This window comes from Mariniflexile maritimum (genome assembly GCF_009746565.1).
Classification (GTDB): Bacteria; Bacteroidota; Bacteroidia; order Flavobacteriales; family Flavobacteriaceae; genus Mariniflexile; species Mariniflexile maritimum.
Genome location: NZ_WRPN01000006.1, coordinates 103,873 through 124,170, shown reverse-complemented (window position 1 = coordinate 124,170; position 20,298 = coordinate 103,873). Strand labels below are relative to the sequence as shown.

Genomic DNA, 20,298 nt, shown 5'->3' with positions numbered 1-20,298 from the left:
ATAAAACATTTAAAACGTAACTTTGCACACTTATTTACAAACCATGCGATTACACAGAAATTTATGCTTTTCGGTTATTGACGGATTGACCCTAATTTTTAATGAAGGCCACTATGCCGATAAAGTGATTCAACAACTTTTAAAACGCGACAAACGCTGGGGCGCCCGCGATCGAGCCTTTGTTGCCGAAACCACTTACGATATAGTTCGTTGGAAACGCCTATATGCCGAAATTGCCGAAGTTAAAGAACCTTTTAACCGCGACAACCTATGGCGCCTATTTGCAGTTTGGGCAACTTTAAAAGGCATCAAATTACCCGATTGGAAATATTTTGAGGAAACACCCACCCGAAAAATCAAGGGCCGCTTTGATGAACTTTCAAAAATTAGGAAATTCAAGGAATCCATTCCCGATTGGATGGATGCCTTAGGCGAAAAAGAGTTGGGAAATAGCCTTTGGACCAAAGAAATCAATGCTTTAAACGAGCAAGCCGAGGTTGTGCTAAGAGTGAACACCCTTAAAACTACCAAAGAAAAACTACAGGCCGAATTATTCGACTTGGACATAGAATCCGATTTTTTGCCCGATTACCCACATGCCCTAAAACTAAAGGAGCGTGCCAACGTATTTACAACCGAAGCATTTAAAAACGGTTTATTTGAGGTACAGGATGCCTCGTCGCAATTGGTCGCCCAATTTTTAAACGTGCAACCCGGTATGCGCGTGGTGGATACTTGTGCAGGCGCGGGTGGCAAAACGCTGCATATTGCTTCCTTAATGGAAAACAAAGGACAAATTATTGCTTTGGATATTTATGAAAACAAACTCCACGAACTTAAACGGCGCGCCAAACGAAACGGAGCGCACAATATAGAGCCCCGCGTTATCGATTCAACCAAAGTCATTAAAAAACTGTACGATAAGGCCGATCGTGTGTTAATTGATGCCCCGTGTTCTGGCTTGGGTGTTTTGCGCAGAAACCCCGATGCCAAATGGAAACTACAACCCGAATTTATTGAAGACATTAAAAAAACGCAACAGGAACTATTGCAGCAATATTCAAGAATGGTTAAGGTTGGCGGGCAATTGGTTTACGCAACTTGCTCGGTATTACCTTCCGAAAACCAAGAACAAGTTCATAAATTCTTAGCTTCCGATAGCGGAAAAAGTTTTACATTTATAAAAGAAAATAAAGTGCTGGCACACAAATCGGGTTTTGATGGCTTTTACATGGCGCTTTTGGAACGTAAACAATAAAATTATGAAACAATTTTACTATTTATTTTTATTAGTTACCGGGTTTGCATTTTCGCAAATTCCTTCAGGCTATTATAGTACTGCAACAGGAACGGGTACTGCCTTAAAAACACAGTTATTTAATATTATCAACAATAACACAAATAGTTCTTCAACTGCCAATTATGGCGATTTGTGGACTTTATATAATGAAACTTCCTTTAAAGATTTTTATTATGACAACGATGGCACCATAGTGGATTTATACACCGAAATCCCAACTGGAACAGACACTTACACATTTACCCCAATAACAAAACAATGCGGAAATTACACTAGTGAAGGTGATTGTTATAATAGAGAGCACGTCATTCCAAAATCATATTTTGGAGGAAGTGATGTATATCCCATGTATTCTGATGCGCATTTTGTTTTGCCCTCAGATGGCTATGTAAATGGAAAGCACAATAACTATGCATATGGCGTTGTAGGCGCTGCAACTTATACCTCCTCAAACGGCACCAAATTAGGTAGTAGTTTAAATTCGGGGTATTCCGCTGGATTTTCAGGAATTGTTTTTGAGCCAATTGATGAATTTAAAGGTGATATTGCCAGAGCATATTTTTATTTTGCTACTTGTTATCAAAACCAATTAGCAACTTTCAAAAGTAATTTTTCAGCAAGTGAAGTGAGCGTGATGTTTGATGGAACCTCGTTCCCAGCATTTGATTCAACTTTTTTAAATATTCTATTAACTTGGAATAATTTAGACCCGGTAAGCCAATACGAAATAAACAAAAATAATGCGGTGTACGCGTTTCAGGGAAACAGAAATCCTTACATAGACCATCCAGAATATGTAACCCAAATTTGGAGTAATCCTTTAACAACAAACGATGCCTCCATAGCCGATTTCAACATATACCCAAATCCGGCCAAAGAAAACACCCTTTACATTACTGCAAGCAACACACAACACATCCTACAAGTTGAAATTTTCAACATTTTGGGCGCGTCTGTATCAAAACAACAACTAAGCAATAAAGCAAAGGAAATTAACATAAGCCAACTAAACAAAGGCATTTACCTCGTTAAGTTCACTTCCAAAAATGGAAGCCTCACCAAAAAGCTTGTGAGGCAATAACCACCAAGGCGATTCAAAAAAGAATCGCTTTTTTTATGTTCAAAACTCGTGGATAACTCCCTAATTAATGGCATTTTTTAAGCTAAAATTTCAACTAAAAAAAGTAAATTTGCCCTTTATTTCAAACAAATATAAACCCATACCTAATGATTCATTTCTTTGGAAACGCAAACAGCACGGTTTTTGCTGTTCAAACCACAAAAGAATTAGCTCCCGAAACCATATCCAAATTGGTATGGCTATTTGGCAACCAGCCTAAAATAGAACAAGCATCCATCGATGCTTTTTTTGTTGGGCCACGTGCCGCCATGATAACCCCATGGAGCACCAATGCGGTAGAGATTACCCAAAATATGGGCATTACAGACATCATCCGTATTGAAGAATTTCAAGCTGTAGCTGAAGATTTCAAAGGTTTCGACCCCATGATTTCTGAAAAATTCAAAGGATTGAATCAAGAATCATTCACCATCAATATCAAACCAGAACCGATACTTAATATTGAAGATATTGCCGCTTATAACCAAAAAGAAGGCTTATCATTAAGTGATGAAGAAGTTGCATATTTAGAAGGTGTTGCCAAAAAAATTGGTCGTCCGTTAACCGATTCCGAGGTATTTGGGTTTTCACAAGTAAACTCAGAACATTGTCGCCATAAAATTTTCAATGGCACGTTTGTGATAGATGGTGTTGAAAAACCAACCTCACTTTTCAAATTAATTAGAAAAACATCTGAAACACACCCCAACAGTATTGTTTCAGCCTATAAAGATAATGTGGCTTTTGTTGAAGGCCCTAAAGTGGAACAGTTTGCACCAAAAACCGCCGACAAACCCGATTTCTATGAAACCAAAGATTTTGAATCGGTTATTTCATTAAAAGCAGAAACCCATAACTTCCCAACTACCGTAGAACCTTTTAATGGTGCCGCAACCGGTTCGGGAGGTGAAATTCGAGATAGACTTGCAGGCGGAAAAGGATCGCTTCCATTAGCAGGAACCGCGGTATATATGACCTCGTATTCTCGCTTAGAAGAAAACCGCCCATGGGAAAAAGCCTTTCCAGAACGCAAATGGCTGTACCAAACGCCAATGGATATTTTAATAAAGGCTTCAAATGGTGCATCAGATTTTGGAAACAAATTTGGGCAACCACTTATTTGCGGTTCAGTTTTAACCTTTGAACATGAAGAAGATGCCAGAAAACTTGGTTTCGATAAAGTGATTATGCAAGCAGGTGGTATTGGGTATGGCAAAAAAGACCAAGCCTTGAAAGACAAACCACAATTGGGCGATAAAATCGTAATTCTTGGTGGTGAAAACTACCGTATTGGCATGGGTGGTGCTGCGGTATCATCGGCAGATACGGGTGAATTTGCATCAGGCATCGAATTAAATGCCGTACAACGTTCCAACCCTGAAATGCAAAAACGTGCTGCCAACGCCATTCGTGGTATGGTTGAAAGCGACAAAAACTACATCGTTTCCATACATGACCATGGTGCGGGTGGCCATTTGAATTGTTTATCGGAATTGGTGGAAGATACTGGTGGAAACATAGATTTAGATGCACTTCCTGTGGGCGACCCTACCCTTTCTGATAAAGAAATTATTGGTAACGAATCGCAAGAACGTATGGGCTTGGTGATTGATAAAGAGCATATCGATATCCTTCAACGTATTGCAGACAGAGAACGTTCGCCTATGTACACGGTTGGTGATGTTACAGGTGATGATAGATTTACATTCGAGTCTAAAACCAACGGCCATAAACCCATGGATTTAGCGATGGAAGATATGTTTGGCAGTTCGCCAAAAACCATTATGACCGATAAAACCATCCAAAGAAATTATAAAGAACTAAGCTATAATTCCGATAATTTCCATGATTATTTAGAACAGGTTTTACAATTAGAGGCCGTAGCTTGTAAAGATTGGTTAACTAATAAAGTAGATCGTTGTGTGGGCGGTAAAGTGGCCAAACAACAATGTGCTGGTCCCTTGCAATTACCGCTAAACAACGTTGGGGTTATGGCATTGGATTATAAAGGAAAAGAAGGCATCGCAACCTCTATTGGGCACTCGCCTATTTCAGGATTGATCAATCCGGTGGCAGGAAGCAGAAATGCCATTACCGAGGCCCTGACCAACATTGTTTGGGCACCTTTAAAAAATGGTTTGCAATCGGTTTCATTGTCTGCAAACTGGATGTGGCCTTGTAAAAACGAGGGTGAAGATGCCCGTTTATATGAAGCGGTTGAAGCCGTTTCGGAGTTTGCCATCGATTTGGGCATCAATGTTCCCACCGGAAAAGATTCGCTTTCCATGAAGCAAAAATATCCCGATGGTGATGTTATTGCTCCGGGAACGGTTATCATTTCTGCCGCTGGAAATTGTAATGATATTAGTAATGTTGTGGAGCCTGTATTTAAGAAAAACGGAGGCTCTATTTACTATATCAATATATCTCAAGATAGTTTTAAATTAGGCGGAAGCGCGTTTGCACAAATATTGAACAAAATTGGAAACGATGCACCAACAGTTAAAAATGCGTCGTATGTAAAAACCGTGTTCAATACCCTTCAGAAATTAATAAAAGACAAACAAATTGTTGCTGGACACGATGTGGCTTCTGGTGGTTTAATTACTACCTTGTTAGAATTATGTTTTGCTGATAATAACTTGGGGGCTGAATTGGACCTTACTGCTTTAGCTGAAAAAGATTCCTTAAAATTATTGTTTGCTGAAAATGCAGGTATCGTTATTCAAGCTAAAGATGCTTCCATCGAAAGTGTTTTTTCGGAAGCAAATATTGATTTTTTCAATATAGGAAACGTAACCAATAGTGATGTTTTAAGCATCATAAACGGCAATGAAGTTTTTACTTTAACCATCTCTCGTTTACGCGATGTTTGGTACAAAACGTCATTTTTATTAGACCAAAAACAAACTGCTAATAATTTAGCTGAAGCGCGTTTCAACAACTATAAAAATCAACCATTAGCATATACATTCCCTAGTCATTTTACAGGGAAATTAAAAGACGTCATTGCGAGTGAAACGAAGCAATCTGCTACCAAGAATGAGATTGCTTCGTCGCAAACTCCTCGCAATGACGAGAAGCGGCCCAAAGCCGCCATTCTTCGTGAAAAAGGAAGCAACTCCGAGCGCGAAATGGCAAACGCCATGTATTTGGCAGGTTTTGATGTGAAAGACGTGCACATGACCGATTTAATTTCGGGTCGTGAAACCTTAGAGGATATTCAGTTTTTAGGAGCTGTTGGAGGCTTTAGCAATTCGGATGTTTTAGGCTCTGCAAAAGGTTGGGCGGGCGCCATTAAATACAACGATAAAGCCAATAAAGTGATACAGGATTTCTTCAAACGGGAAGACACCTTATCGGTTGGGATTTGTAATGGTTGCCAATTATGGATGGAGTTAGAACTTATCAACCCAGAGCACGATGTTCATGGTAAAATGCTTCATAACGATTCGCATAAACATGAAAGTTCATTCACTTCAGTTAAAATTCAAAAGAACAATTCAGTCATGCTTTCAACATTGGAAGGCACAACGCTTGGGGTTTGGATTTCGCATGGCGAAGGTAAATTCAAATTGCCATATTCTGAAGACAAATACCAAATCGTGGCCAAATATGCTTACACAGAATATCCACACAACCCAAACGGTTCCGATTTTAATACGGCCATGCTATGCGATAAAACAGGCAGGCATTTGGTAACCATGCCTCATATTGAGCGCTCGACGTTCCAGTGGAATTGGGCCTATTACCCTGAAGGCAGAAAAGACGAGGTTTCACCTTGGTTGGAAGCCTTTGTGAATGCCAGGAAATGGTTGGAACATTTAAAGTAGGAAGCTGCAAAACCATTTTTAACTCAATGCGACATACGAAGCAATCTGTAAATTATAAACCGATTGCTTCGATTCGTTTTTAACGACGCTTTAAGTTGTTTTTCTAACTTTTTACCATTAGGCTTTATTCCCGAATAAATAACCATACGGCATCCCAACAAAAAGGACCCCGCCAACTATATTTCCTAGAGTAGCAGGCACCAAATTGCTTTCAAAAAAGTGCAACCATGTAATTGGAGCCCCTTCAAAAATAGCAAGTGGGATAAAATACATATTGGCCACACTGTGCTCAAACCCTAAAGTAACAAAGGCCATAACCGGCAACCAAATGGCAAAAATTTTACCAACGGTATCTTTTGCCGCCATACCTTGCCATACAGCCAAACACACCAACCAGTTGGCACCAATGCCTTTAAGAAAGGTTTCTAAAAAGGTATGGCTTGTTTTGTTCATTGCAACGTTTCGCACCGTTTCTGCAAAGGGCGTACTGCCAACAATATGGGTTAAATGCGTAATAAAGTAGGCCACAAAAAGAGCTCCAATAAAATTCCCAACATATACCAAGCCCCAGTTTTTAAGAACCGTATTTATAGTTTGCTTTTTACTTAAAACACTCGGCACAAAATAGGCATTGTTTCCTGTAAAAAGTTCGGCACCCACGATAACGACCAAAATAAGGCCAACGGGGAACATAGCGCCAAAAAGAAACTTGGTTATCCCAGGATTTGTTGCTGCCAACCCTGGCGAACCGCCCCCTACTACAAGAGCCAGTAACCCACCAAAGGCAATGTAGGCACCTGCTAGAAATGCAAGAATCAATGTTTTATTAATTTTGTACGATGCCTTGTTTTGCGCCAGTACATTTACTATTTCAATAACTTCCTTAGGGTTATTCATACGCTGTTTTTACGTTAATTTATTTTCACTTCCCTAAAATATTTTTCTAAAATTTTAGTGGCGGCCTTTAATTCTTCAGGGGTATTTTCACGGGCATCCTTTAATTGGTAATCCCAACCCAAAGATTCCCATTTATGGATTCCCAATTTATGGTAGGGCTGAATTTCAATTTTACGAATGGTTTTATAATCCTTAAAATGGTTTCCAAGGGCGTGCAGCAATTCGGGCGCATCCGTTATCCCGGGAATCAACACATAACGCAACCACATTTTTTTTCCGGAAGCTTCCCGGTATTTGGCAAAATTAAGTGCCGTATCCTTATTCGGCATGCCCGTAAGGGCCAAATAGCCTTCTTCGGTTATGTGCTTGATGTCCAACATCACCAAATCGGCATAGTCATCCAACAATTCTTTTGAAAAATGGTTCAAAATCCTGCCGTTTGTATCAATGTTGGTATTAATACCTTCCTCTTTCAACCTTTTAAAAAACGGAATAAGTGCCTTTGCCTGCAACAATGGTTCGCCACCCGATACGGTAACGCCCCCTTTTTTACCAAAATAGGGCTTTGTTTTTAATGCCATTTGAACCAATTTCTCGACCTCATAGTCTTTGCCCCCAGAAGTTGCTATGGAATCTGGATTATGACAGTACAGGCACTTTAATTTGCAACCTTGCAGAAAAATGACCATGCGAATACCGGGACCATCGTGGGTTCCGAAGGTTTCAATGGAATGGACGCTTAATATGTTATCGTGGGTTTTGATGGCTTTGTATTTAAAGGAACATCCAATAAAATAAGTTTTGCAACCCTTTTATTGGATGTTCACCATTTTAAATTTATAAATTACATGGATTTATGAAATGAACGGTTGATAACATCCAACTGCTGTTCGCGGGTTAAACGCACAAAGTTAACGGCATAACCCGATACCCGAATGGTTAACTGTGGGTATTCCTCGGGGTGCTCCATGGCATCCATCAAGGTTTCCTTGTTTAACACGTTCACGTTTAAGTGTTGCGCGTTTCTTGAGAAATAACCATCCAAAATAGTCCCTAAGTTTTCAATGCGTTCTGCTTCGTTAGCTCCCAACGATTTTGGCACCATCGAGAAGGTATTTGAAATACCATCCTGTGAATCGTCATAATTAATTTTTGAAACCGAATTTAACGATGCAATGGCACCTTGGGTATCGCGCCCATGCATTGGGTTTGCACCTGGAGCAAACGGCACGCCTTTGGCTCTACCATCGGGTGTTGCGCCTGTTTTTTTACCATAGGCCACGTTGGATGTGATGGTTAAAACCGACATGGTAGGTTCGGCATTTTTGTAAATGGGCAGTTTTTTTAATTCGTTGTTAAAATCGGCTACGGCATTTGCAGCTAAAGCATCAACACTATCATCATCATTACCATAACACGGAAATTCACCTTCAATTTTAAAATCGATTGCTAAACCTGCTTCATTCCTTATAGGTTTTACCTTGGCGAATTTAATGGCAGAAAGCGAATCGGCCACAATAGATAACCCTGCAATTCCATAGGCTAAATTGATGCTTGGATTGGTATCTATCAACGCCATTTGCGCTTTTTCATAATAATACTTATCGTGCATGTAATGAATGATGTTCATGGAATCGTTATATACACGGGCCACTTCTTTCATGGCTATTTTGAAGTTTGCCATTACCTTATCAAAATCCAGGTATTCATCGGTATATTCAGGGATACCATTTACCATTAAAGTGCCGGTATTTTCGCAACGTCCGCCATTAATTGCCAACAATAATGTTTTTGCCAAATTGGTACGTGCGCCAAAAAACTGGATGGATTTGCCCAATTCTTGAAAAGACACGCAACAAGCAATACCATAATCGTCTGAACCACGGTTGGTACGCATCAACTCATCATTTTCAAATTGGATGGAAGAGGTATCGATGGAGACCTTGGCACAAAAATCCTTAAAGTTTTGCGGCAGGTTTTCAGACCAAAGCACCGTGATATTGGGTTCTGGTGATGGCCCTAGATTGTATAAAGTGTGCAAGAAACGGAAAGATGTTTTGGTTACTTTGGTTCTTCCATCAGAAAACATACCGCCAATGGCCTCGGTTACCCAAGTTGGATCGCCGGCAAAAATATTGTTATAGTCTTCCATTCTTAAATGGCGAACCATGCGCAATTTCATTACAAATTGGTCGATATATTCTTGAGCCTCCACTTCGCTAATGATGCCTTCCTGCAAATCGTTTTCAATGTAAATATCTAAAAAAGTAGATACGTTACCTAACGACATGGCTGCTCCATCTTGCTCTTTTACGGCAGCTAAATAAGCCATATAGGTCCACTGCACCGCTTCTTGGGCGTTTTCTGCAGGACGGGTTAAATCGAGGTTGTATTTGGCACCCAACTCGATCATTTCCTTTAACGACCGTATTTGTTCTGAAACTTCTTCACGCAACCGAATGGTGGCTTCGGTCATTGGGCCGGTAATATTTTCTAAATCGGCTTTTTTAGCGTCCATTAAAAAATTGATGCCATACAAGGCCACACGACGGTAATCGCCAATAATGCGGCCACGGGCATAATTATCAGGTAGGCCGGTTAAAAATCCCAGTGAACGGAATTTTTTTATTTCAGATGTATAAGCATCAAAAACACCGTCGTTATGGGTTTTAACGTATTTTGAAAATAATTCGGTTAACGCATCGTTTGGCTTTAAACCATGTTCCGAAAGGGCTTTTTGTACAACTTTAAAACCACCAAAAGGCTTCATGGTACGTTTTAACAACACATCGGTTTGCAACCCTACGATCACTTCATTTTCTTTGTCAATATAACCAGCATCAAAAGCGCTAATGGTTGAAACAGTTTCAGTATCAATTGAAAGTACGCCGTTGTTTTTGCGTTCTGCTTTGGTTGCCGCTTTGCAAATATCCCATAGCTTTTGGGTTTTTTCGCTGGGGCCTACCAAAAATTCACCAGTGCCATAATAAGGCGTTATGTTGAGGCTAACAAAATCACGGACGTTTACTTTCTCAGTCCAAATGCCACTTTTAAATTGTTTTACTTCCATCACTCTTTATTTTTTGTGTTGTATTATTCTATTTTTACATGACAAATGTATTGCCTTTATTAACTCAGAAAACTGATATATATCATAAAAAACCCCTAAAAACGCTAATTATCTTACGAAAACGTTTGAAATATGGCCTTAATGAAAAACAAAAAAATAAATAAATTTTGACATGGATAATATGATGCATTTTCGGGTTAATATAGCACACCATGCCTCAACAACCTGTTTAATATTTACAATAAAAAAAGCCCTAAAAAGACATTTATCAGCAGTATTTAGATTTTGAATAACGAGTGGAATTGAGCTGTTTAAGGTTTGGACATGAAAAAACACCCCCTGAAAATGTTTTTTAAGCACTTGGAAAAAATCAATTAAGATTGATTACATGATAGCAAGGCAACAAAAATTAAAACCTCAAAAAACATAAAAATATATGCAATATGATACTTACAAAACATGCTTATATTTTTGTTCTGTACCGAACCTTACTTTACAAAAAGTTTAGAAATACCCTGAACCTTAACCACATAAATTCCTTTGGACAGATTGCTTACATTGATATGTCCCGACACATTTTGAATACTTTTTTCTAGAACCACTTTGCCTGTAATATCTACAATAGTAATTCTTCCTATGGCTTTATCCTTTGATAAAACATTCAAATAATCCCCAATTATTGGGTTTGGGTAAATTTTCAGGTTTTGAACGTCTGGAGTTTTTTGGGATACACTTAGTGCCGGACTTCCCCCAAAACCAACAGTAACACCAACATCTGTGGTTTTATATGGTAAAAAAGTGCCTCCAGAGCCAAACTCTTCAGCTCCAGCATCAAATAAAGCAGCAGGTCTTATACCTCCTAGAATATCTTTATCCAAAAAGGTATAGTTTCCCAATCCGTAATCTATTGCGGCACTACCGCTGCTTATTCTATAAAAATAGGCGGCAGGGACCAACAATCCAGAAGGAACGTTTACGTTTCCGGTGGCTGTAACAGTCCCAAAAGAATCCCAAATTCCCGCTTGCTTCATATTATTTTCGTATTTTGATAATGCGCCCGTAAGCTGTGTTACAACTTGGATGGCTCTATTTGTACTTTCGTTGGCTATTGTGGCATCCAGAAATATGATATTGTTGCCTAGTATCACATTGTCGGGCGCAACACTTTGTGAAGCATCAAATTTAGTCCCAACTCGTATTCCATAATCACAATTTACAAACGTATTGTTTATAATGGTTGTATTTTTTACGGGCAAATAACCATTTAAAACACCATCTGTCCTGCCGTTTGCAATATTAATACCTCCAACTCCGTTGGACAGACTACCATTTTCATACCTAGATCTAACGTCTTGAATATAATTATTGTAAATCTTGTGGCCTTCACCCATTACCCGAACACCTGCACTAAACGGGTTACCATTTGCGAAAAAGAAGTTGTTAAATACCTCACAATTATTACCGTGCCTGAGCGTTAAAGCCCCTTGATAATTTTCAAAAGTATTGTTATAATATTTATTGCTCCCGCTTTTATTGGAAATCACCTCAATTTCACCACTAAAATTATAAAAATAGTTATTATAAACTTCAGTAAATGAATCCGATAAAGAGGTTGCGCTATTACCAATCCTAATGGCATCTTGGTCGTTATCTTCGTTTACAGCGTTTATGGGCGTTCTTCCAGCAAAATAATTATGGTGAATTTTAGTATAATCTGCCGCGGAAGTGTTTCTGTTATCGTTAATAATACTGCCTATACCATACTTACCAATGAATGAACAATAGCTTATTTCATTGTATTGACCTTCGATAAGAACCCATTTATAGGTGCTGGTTTTTTGCGATTCCGTTCCGTTATAGGTATCAATCTTGATGTTTGTAATCTTACAATGATTACAATCTGTGTTTGAACCTTTAAATTCAATAATGGGGCGACTGGTGTCCAAATTTGAAGGGTTCTGGAACACGAGCCCCTCAACAACTATGTATGAACCTCCCATTCTAATCCACGATTTTCCTTCAATGAATACACTGCCTGGGGCTTGAGCCTTTATAGTTATTGGGGTTGCAGAAGTGCCATTTTTTGCAAAATTAAGTTGAACATTGGTCCACGTACCAGTTGCTAAAGTAATGGTGGTTCCCGGCACAGCATTGTTAATAGCGGTATTTAATTCTGCATTTGTGGTCACCGTTTGGGCTTGCAGAAAACATCCAAAAAACACCATGTAAATCGCTGAATAAGTAGTAAGGGCATTCATGCATTTTAGGTTTAACTTAAACAAAAAATTGGTTTGCCAAACTGGATAACCAATTTAGCAAACCAAATATACTAAAATAAACTAGAAACACTAAACGGAATTGCAACTAAGTTGAATAATGGCATCCAACAGGTTAAAACCATTTAACGCATTGCTTCTTTAATGGCTGCCTGTGCCGAAACCAAACGAGCGATAGGCACTCTGTAAGGTGAGCAACTTACATAGTCCATACCGGTATTGTAACAAAATTCAACCGAACTTGGTTCGCCACCATGTTCACCGCAAATGCCAACCTTCAACTGTGGTTTTACGCTTCTACCACGTTCGGTTCCCATTTTAATCAATTGCCCAACACCCTCTTGGTCCAGTACTTCAAACGGATCGACTTTTAAAATGCCCTTTTCAATATAAACTGGTAAAAATTTACCGGCATCATCACGAGAATAGCCAAAGGTCATTTGCGTTAAGTCGTTTGTTCCAAAGGAAAAGAAATCGGCTTTCTCGGCAATTTTATCGGCCATTAAAGCAGCTCTGGGAATTTCTATCATCGTACCAACTAAGTACTCAATACTATCTTGACGTTCTTCAAAAATTTTACTTGCAGTGCTTCTAATAATGTTTTCCTGCATTTCAAATTCTTTAACCGTACCCACTAAAGGCACCATAATTTCCGGGTTACAAATAATGCCTCGGGCTTTTAAATTAAGTGCCGCTTCAATAATGGCGCGGGTTTGCGTCTCGGTAATTTCGGGGTAAGTATTGCCCAAACGACAACCTCTATGCCCCAGCATGGGGTTGAACTCTTCCAATTCGGCCACTTTATTTTTTACGGCCTGAAGTGAAATATGCATTTCATCGGCCAACTCTTTTTGGGTAGCCAATTGATGGGGCACAAACTCGTGCAACGGTGGGTCCAACAAACGAATGGTTACCGGAAGTCCATCCATGGCCTCAAAAATACCTTCAAAATCAGAGCGTTGCATAGGTAACAAATCTTCTAGGGCCTGTTTTCTGCCTTTCACGGTATCGGCTAGAATCATTTCGCGCATGGCCTTGATTCTGTCCACCTCAAAAAACATGTGTTCAGTACGGGTTAAGCCTATTCCTTGAGCACCAAAATTGCGGGCTACTTTAGCATCTTTAGGTGTATCGGCATTGGTTCGCACTTTCATAATGGCGTATTTATTGGCCAAATCCATAATTTCAGCAAATTCGCCACTCAATTCCGGTTCAACGGTTTCAACTTTACCTTCAAAAATATTTCCTGTTGAACCATTTAACGAAATCCAGTCGCCTTCATGGTACTCGTGACCATCGATAGTAAAGGTTCTGGTTTTATAATTTATGTTTAAAGCCCCGGCACCAGAAATACAACATTTGCCCATACCACGAGCTACAACAGCCGCATGCGAGGTCATACCGCCACGAGCGGTTAAGATGCCTTTGGCCACATTCATGCCTTCCAAATCTTCAGGAGAGGTTTCAATGCGCACCAAAATACTGTTTTTAAATTTTGAGGCCTCATCTGCAAAAAACACTATTTTCCCAGTTGCTGCCCCTGGAGATGCTGGCAAACCCTGTGCAATAACATGGGCCCGTTTTAAGGCTTTGGGGTCGAAAACAGGGTGCAATAATTCGTCTAATTTCGTGGGCTGTAAACGCAACAAGGCTTCTTTTTCGTTAATCTTGCCTTCTTTTAATAAGTCCACCGCAATTTTAACCATGGCTGCTCCCGTACGTTTCCCGTTTCGGGTTTGTAAAACCCATAATTTTCCGTCCTGCATGGTAAATTCCATATCTTGCATATCGCGGTAATGGTTCTCTAGGATTTGTTGGTACCCATTTAGTTCTTCAAAAATGGAAGGCATCAATTCTTCCAAGGAAGGATAGTTTTCCAAACGGTCGGCTTCATCTATTTTAGCCAATTCTGCCCAACGTTGGGAACCTAATTTGGTAATTTGCTGAGGCGTTCTTACCCCTGCAACCACATCTTCACCCTGTGCATTTATGAGATATTCACCGTTAAAAACATTTTCGCCCGTACCCGCATCACGAGTAAAACAAACGCCTGTTCCCGAATTATTTCCCATATTGCCATAAACCATGGCCTGAATATTTACTGCGGTTCCCCATTCGGCTGGATACCCGTGCATGTTGCGATAATAAACGGCCCTATCGCCATTCCAACTATTAAACACAGCAATAATGGCGCCCCAGAGCTGTTCCCATGGGTCGGTTGGAAAACTGTGGCCCGTTTGTTTTCTTACCGCATCTTTAAAATCGTAAACCAAATCTTTTAAATCTTGAATGGTAAATTGGGTATCCAGTTTAATACCGCGTTTGTCTTTTAGGTGATCCATAATTTCCTCAAATGGATCTACATCATCCTTTGAGGCCGGTTTCATTCCTAAAACCACCCCGCCGTACATTTGTATAAAACGCCGGTAGGAGTCCCATGCAAACTGCTCGTTATTGGTTTTTTTTATCAGCCCCAGTACCACATCGTCGTTCATGCCCAAGTTTAAAACGGTATCCATCATACCGGGCATGGAAACCCGTGCTCCAGAGCGTACAGAAACCAAAAGCGGATTATACTTATCGCCAAAAGTGCATCCCATGGACGATTCAATATTGGCTATGGAGTCTTCAACTTCTTCTTTTATTAGTTCTATAACTGCTTCTTTTCCCAATAAATTATATTCCGTACAAACTTCGGTAGTAATTGTAAAACCCGGTGGTACTGGTATGCCAATAGCGCACATTTCGGCCAGATTAGCACCTTTGCCTCCCAAAAGATTTTTCATTGAGCTATTGCCATCGGCCTTTTTATTGCCAAACTTAAATACCCTAGCTTTTACATCGTGTATTAGTTCCATAATATTAAGATTTACATATAATTAACGCATCAAGTTATAAACTATTAATTTCTATTTTAATGACTTATGTCATATTCCCAAAAATATTATTTAGCGTGCATTATCATAATAATTAGCCTCTTTTATGTTGCCATATTTGAAATTCTTATTTAATTTCATACTTTGCAACACTAGAAACGTATCAAAAACAATTAATGGCAGCTATTACTAGGATTTTTGACCTTCCATATCATCAATTAGAAACCTATAATTTAGAAAAGGCTTTTACCACCAAATATGATGGGAAATGGAAAGCGATTTCTACCAAGGAGTTTGTTGCACAGGCCAATGCCATTAGCCGGGGCTTGCTACGTTTGGGCATTAAGCCGAATGATAAAATTGCCGTTATTTCCTCGACCAATAGAACCGAATGGAATGTGCTGGATATTGGCATCCTGCAAATAGGCGCACAAAACGTGCCTATTTATCCAACCATCTCTTCCGATGATTATGAGTATATATTGAACCATTCTGAATCACAATATTGCTTTGTCTCTGATATAGAAGTGCTAAAAAAACTAAATACCATAAAAAAAAATACGGCTCTTAAAAATGTTTATACGTTTGATGCCATTGCAGGCGAAGACCATTGGACTGCTGTTTTAATTTTGGGTGAAGACCCCAGCAACCAAGAGGAAGTTGAATTAAGAAAAAACGCCGTAAAACCGCAGGATCTAGCAACCTTAATTTATACCTCGGGCACCACCGGAAAGCCCAAGGGCGTGATGCTTTCGCACAATAATATAATATCCAATATTTTAGACAGTGAAAAACGCGTGCCTTTTCATTACGGGAAATCGAAAGCATTAAGTTTCCTGCCGGTTTGCCATGTGTTTGAGCGCATGATTTTATACCTATATATGTACTGTGGCGTAGAAGTATATTTTGCCGAATCCATTGAAAAAATGAGTGACAACCTTAAGGAAGTAAAACCCAATGTAATGACGGCTGTTCCGCGGTTATATGAAAAGGTTTTCGACAGCATCATGGCTAAAGGCGCAGAACTTAAAGGCATCAAAAAAATGTTGTTTTATTGGGCCGTAGATTTAGGCCTTAAATTTGAACCTTACGGACAAAACGGGTGGTGGTACGAACTGCAATTAAAACTTGCCCGAAAACTCATTTTTAGCAAATGGCAAGCTGGCTTAGGCGGCAGTCTGGAACTTATGGTTTCTGGAAGCGCAGCCTTACAGCAACGGTTAACCCGCATTTTTGCAGCAGCCAATTTACCAATTATGGAAGGTTATGGGCTTACCGAAACATCGCCCGTTGTATCGGTAAACGATATGCGCGATGGTGGCTTTAGAATAGGTACCGTTGGAAAAATTATTGATAACGTAGATGTTAAAATTGCTGAAGACGGCGAAATACTGGTAAAAGGCCCCAACGTGATGCTAGGGTATTACAAAGACCCCGAAAGAACAGCCGAAGTAATGACAGGCGATTACTTCCATACAGGCGATATTGGCGAATTTGATGCCGATGGTTTTTTAAAGATAACCGACCGAAAAAAAGAAATGTTTAAAACCTCGGGCGGAAAATATGTAGCGCCCGCACTTATTGAAAATGAATTTAAACAATCGCGCTTTATAGACCAAATAATGGTTATTGGCGAAGGCGAAAAAATGCCAGCGGCTTTAATACAGGTCAATTATCAGTTCGTTAAGGAATGGGCAAGACGCCATAAAATTAATTTGAACACAACCGAAGATATTGTTTCCAACCCATTGTTGCACGAGCGGATCCAAGCGGAAATTGATACCGCCAACAAAAATTTTGGCCATTGGGAACAAATCAAAAAATTTGAAATCACCCCAGATATCTGGAGCATCGACGCAGGTCACCTAACGCCCACATTAAAACTGAAGCGTAAGGTTATCAAAGAAAAATACGCCAACCTTATTGAAAAAATATACAGGTCGTAAAGTTTTTTAATCTCCAAATCATATTTTAATTTCGTTAAAATAACGTTATATATTATGCATGCATAATATATTTTTATATATTTGAAATTAGCTACCAAAAACTATGAAGGAAAAAACCATTGATTACATATTAAGAACAACATGGCTTGCAGTACAAAAAATGTACAACGAAGAAGCCGCAAAATTTGGAACAACCATGGCAACTGGCTTTACCTTATTAAGCGTTGACCGCGAAAAGGGCACCCCCTCAACCGCCCTTGGCCCCATGATGGGCATGGAAGCCACCAGTTTATCGAGAATATTAAAAACAATGGAAGAAAAAGGGTTGATTGAACGCAAACCAAACCCCGAAGATGGCAGGGGCGTAATCATTCACCTTACCGATTTCGGACTTGAAAAAAGAGATTATTCAAAAGAGCGTGTGCTAAAATTCAATGAAACCATACGCAAAAATATTTCAGAAGAAAAATTAAACAACTTTTATGAGGTTGCCGATTTAATAAATGAACTTATTTCCAACAAAAAAATATACGACCAAAACGACAAGTAAAATAACATGAGCAAACGAAGAATTAAAAAAGTGGCCATTATTGGCTCTGGCATTATGGGTAGCGGTATTGCATGTCATTTCGCTAATATTGGCGTAGATGTGCTGTTGCTAGACATTGTCCCACGTGAATTAAACGACGCAGAAAAAGCCAAAGGTTTAACGCTTGACAACAAAGCAGTTAGAAACAGGTTGGTTAATGATGCCTTAGCTGCTTCATTAAAATCGAAACCCTCGCCTATTTACCACCAAAGTTTCGCAAAACGCATCACTACCGGAAATTTAGAGGATGATATTGCAAAAGTTGCCCATGTGGATTGGATTATGGAAGTGGTTGTTGAACGCCTTGACATAAAAAAGCAAGTGTTCGAGAAATTAGAAAAACACCGAACCCCGGGCACTTTAATAACTTCAAATACGTCGGGCATCCCTATTCATTTTATGAGCGAAGGGCGTTCGGAAGATTTTCAAAAACATTTCTGTGGCACCCATTTTTTCAATCCGGCACGTTATCTTAAATTATTTGAAATCATTCCAGGGCCAAAAACCTCGCAAGAAGTTTTAGATTTTTTAAACGGCTACGGCGAACAATTTTTAGGAAAAACAGCCGTCATAGCCAAAGATACACCTGCTTTTATAGGAAACCGCATCGGCATATTCGGCATTCAAAGCTTATTTCATCAAGTAAAATCATTAGGATTAACGGTTGAAGAAATTGACAAACTAACAGGCCCCGTAATTGGAAGGCCCAAATCGGCAACCTTTAGAACCGTTGATGTGGTTGGATTGGACACCTTGGTACATGTGGCCAACGGTATTTATGAAAATTGCCCAAACGATGAAGCCCACGAACTTTTTAAACTGCCCGATTTCATCAATAAAATGATGGAAAACAAATGGCTAGGAAGCAAAACAGGACAAGGTTTTTACAAAAAGGAGGGTAAGGACATTTTGGCCTTAGACTTAAATACCCTAGAATATAAGCCTTCAAAAAAAGCAAGTTTTGCTACTTTAGAATTAACAAAAACGGTTGATAAAGTCATCGACCGATTTAAAATATTGGTTTCAGGAAAAGATAAAGCAGGCGATTTCTACAGAAAGAACTTCGCTGCCATGTTTGCCTATGTTTCCAATAGAATTCCTGAAATTACTGATGAATTATACAAAATAGATGATGCCATGAAAGCCGGATTTGGTTGGGAACATGGCCCTTTTCAAATTTGGGATGCCATTGGCGTGGAAAAAGGCATTGAAATGATGAAAGCTGAAGGTTTGCAACCTGCCGCTTGGGTAAGCGAGATGTTGGCATCAGGAAGCAACTCATTCTACACCGTAAAAAACGGAGCGACCTATTTTTACGATATTCCGAAGAAATCACAAGAGAAAATTCCGGGTCAGGATGCCTTCATTATTTTGGATAACATACGAAAATCAAATGAAGTCTTTAAAAACTCAGGCGTTGTTATTGAAGATTTGGGCGATGGCATTTTAAACTGTGAATTCCAATCTAAAATGAACACCATTGGTGGCGATGTGCTGGCTGGTTTAAACAAAGCCATCGATTTGGCCGAAAAAGATTTCGCAGGCTTGGTTATAGGTAATCAAGCAGCCAATTTCTCGGTGGGCGCCAACATAGGCATGATTTTTATGATGGCCGTCGAGCAAGAATACGATGAATTGAATGCCGCCATTAAATATTTTCAAGACACCATGATGCGCATGCGATACTCGGCTATTCCAACAATTGCCGCTCCTCATGGCATGACGCTTGGTGGTGGTTGCGAATTATCCATGCACGCCGATATGGTGGTAGCTGCTGCCGAAACCTATATTGGTTTGGTAGAATTTGGCGTGGGCGTTATTCCCGGTGGCGGTGGTTCTAAGGAAATGGCTTTGCGGGCATCGGATACGTTTAAAAAAGGCGATGTGGAACTCAACACGCTTCAAGAGTATTTCCTAACTATAGGTATGGCAAAAGTAGCAACTTCGGCCTACGAAGCCTTTGATATGGGCGTACTCCAAAAAGGAAAAGATACCGTTGTAGTGAACAAAGACCGCCAAATAGCCACTGCAAAAGCCCATGCCAAATTAATGGCAGATGCGGGTTATACACAACCTGTTAAACGAACCGATGTAAAAGTGTTGGGCAAACAGGCGTTGGGCATGTTTTTGGTGGGAACCGACGCAATGGAAGCGGCCCATTATATAAGTGAACACGACCAGAAAATTGCCAACAAATTGGCTTACGTGATGGCTGGTGGCGATTTATCGGAACCAACGCTGGTAAGCGAACAATATTTACTGGATTTAGAACGTGAAGCTTTTTTAAGCTTATGCACCGAGCGTAAAACCTTGGAACGCATCCAACACATGTTAAAAACGGGGAAACCACTAAGAAATTAGACACATTAGATTCTCAGATTTCCAGAGTAT

The 20,298-nt window shown here is 39.7% G+C and carries 11 protein-coding genes; 6 read left to right on the top strand and 5 right to left on the bottom strand.

The features are described 5' to 3' along the window. Positions 1-43: 43 nt before the first annotated feature. From GQO80_RS09805 to purL, 3 genes are all read left to right on the top strand, one after another. Complete coding sequence (locus GQO80_RS09805) at positions 44-1,258, top strand: RsmB/NOP family class I SAM-dependent RNA methyltransferase (RefSeq protein ID WP_157208181.1); 1,215 nt, start codon at positions 44-46, stop codon at positions 1,256-1,258. Between the two features lie 4 nt (positions 1,259-1,262). Next, a complete protein-coding gene (locus GQO80_RS09800) occupies positions 1,263-2,381 on the top strand; it encodes an endonuclease (protein ID WP_157208180.1) in 1,119 nt (372 codons plus the stop codon). Between the two features lie 146 nt (positions 2,382-2,527). Beyond that, entirely contained in the window at positions 2,528-6,253 is a 3,726-nt protein-coding gene (purL, locus tag GQO80_RS09795; RefSeq protein ID WP_157208179.1) for a phosphoribosylformylglycinamidine synthase, read from the top strand. 117 nt (positions 6,254-6,370) lie between these two features. Here the strand turns inward: purL and GQO80_RS09790 are convergent, their stop codons facing one another. The 5 genes from GQO80_RS09790 to ppdK form a co-directional block, all read right to left on the bottom strand. Next, positions 6,371-7,150, bottom strand: coding sequence for a formate/nitrite transporter family protein (locus tag GQO80_RS09790; protein WP_157208178.1), 780 nt, complete (start codon positions 7,148-7,150; stop codon positions 6,371-6,373). 14 nt (positions 7,151-7,164) lie between these two features. Next, the gene (pflA, locus tag GQO80_RS09785) at positions 7,165-7,878 is read right to left on the bottom strand and encodes a pyruvate formate-lyase-activating protein (protein WP_262885570.1); all 714 of its coding nucleotides are present in this window, start codon (positions 7,876-7,878) and stop codon (positions 7,165-7,167) included. Between the two features lie 116 nt (positions 7,879-7,994). Next, the gene (pflB, locus tag GQO80_RS09780) at positions 7,995-10,220 is read right to left on the bottom strand and encodes a formate C-acetyltransferase (protein ID WP_157208176.1); all 2,226 of its coding nucleotides are present in this window, start codon (positions 10,218-10,220) and stop codon (positions 7,995-7,997) included. A gap of 488 nt (positions 10,221-10,708) precedes the next feature. Continuing rightward, positions 10,709-12,478 (bottom strand): chondroitinase-B domain-containing protein, encoded by a 1,770-nt coding sequence (locus GQO80_RS09775; RefSeq protein ID WP_157208175.1) that lies wholly within the window; start codon positions 12,476-12,478, stop codon positions 10,709-10,711. A gap of 143 nt (positions 12,479-12,621) precedes the next feature. Beyond that, on the bottom strand, positions 12,622-15,354 hold the full coding sequence (gene ppdK / locus GQO80_RS09770) for a pyruvate, phosphate dikinase (protein ID WP_157208174.1): 2,733 nt from the start codon (positions 15,352-15,354) through the stop codon (positions 12,622-12,624). 194 nt (positions 15,355-15,548) lie between these two features. Here ppdK and GQO80_RS09765 point away from each other — a divergent pair, with 194 nt between their 5' ends. The 3 genes from GQO80_RS09765 to GQO80_RS09755 all read left to right on the top strand — a co-directional run bounded on the left by GQO80_RS09765 (position 15,549) and on the right by GQO80_RS09755 (position 20,268). Next, complete coding sequence (locus GQO80_RS09765; RefSeq protein WP_157208173.1) at positions 15,549-17,318, top strand: AMP-dependent synthetase/ligase; 1,770 nt, start codon at positions 15,549-15,551, stop codon at positions 17,316-17,318. 103 nt (positions 17,319-17,421) lie between these two features. After that, complete coding sequence (locus GQO80_RS09760) at positions 17,422-17,868, top strand: MarR family winged helix-turn-helix transcriptional regulator (protein WP_157208172.1); 447 nt, start codon at positions 17,422-17,424, stop codon at positions 17,866-17,868. Positions 17,869-17,874: 6 nt separating this feature from the next. Next, a complete protein-coding gene (locus tag GQO80_RS09755; protein WP_157208171.1) occupies positions 17,875-20,268 on the top strand; it encodes a 3-hydroxyacyl-CoA dehydrogenase/enoyl-CoA hydratase family protein in 2,394 nt (797 codons plus the stop codon). The last annotated feature ends 30 nt before the right edge of the window (positions 20,269-20,298 follow it).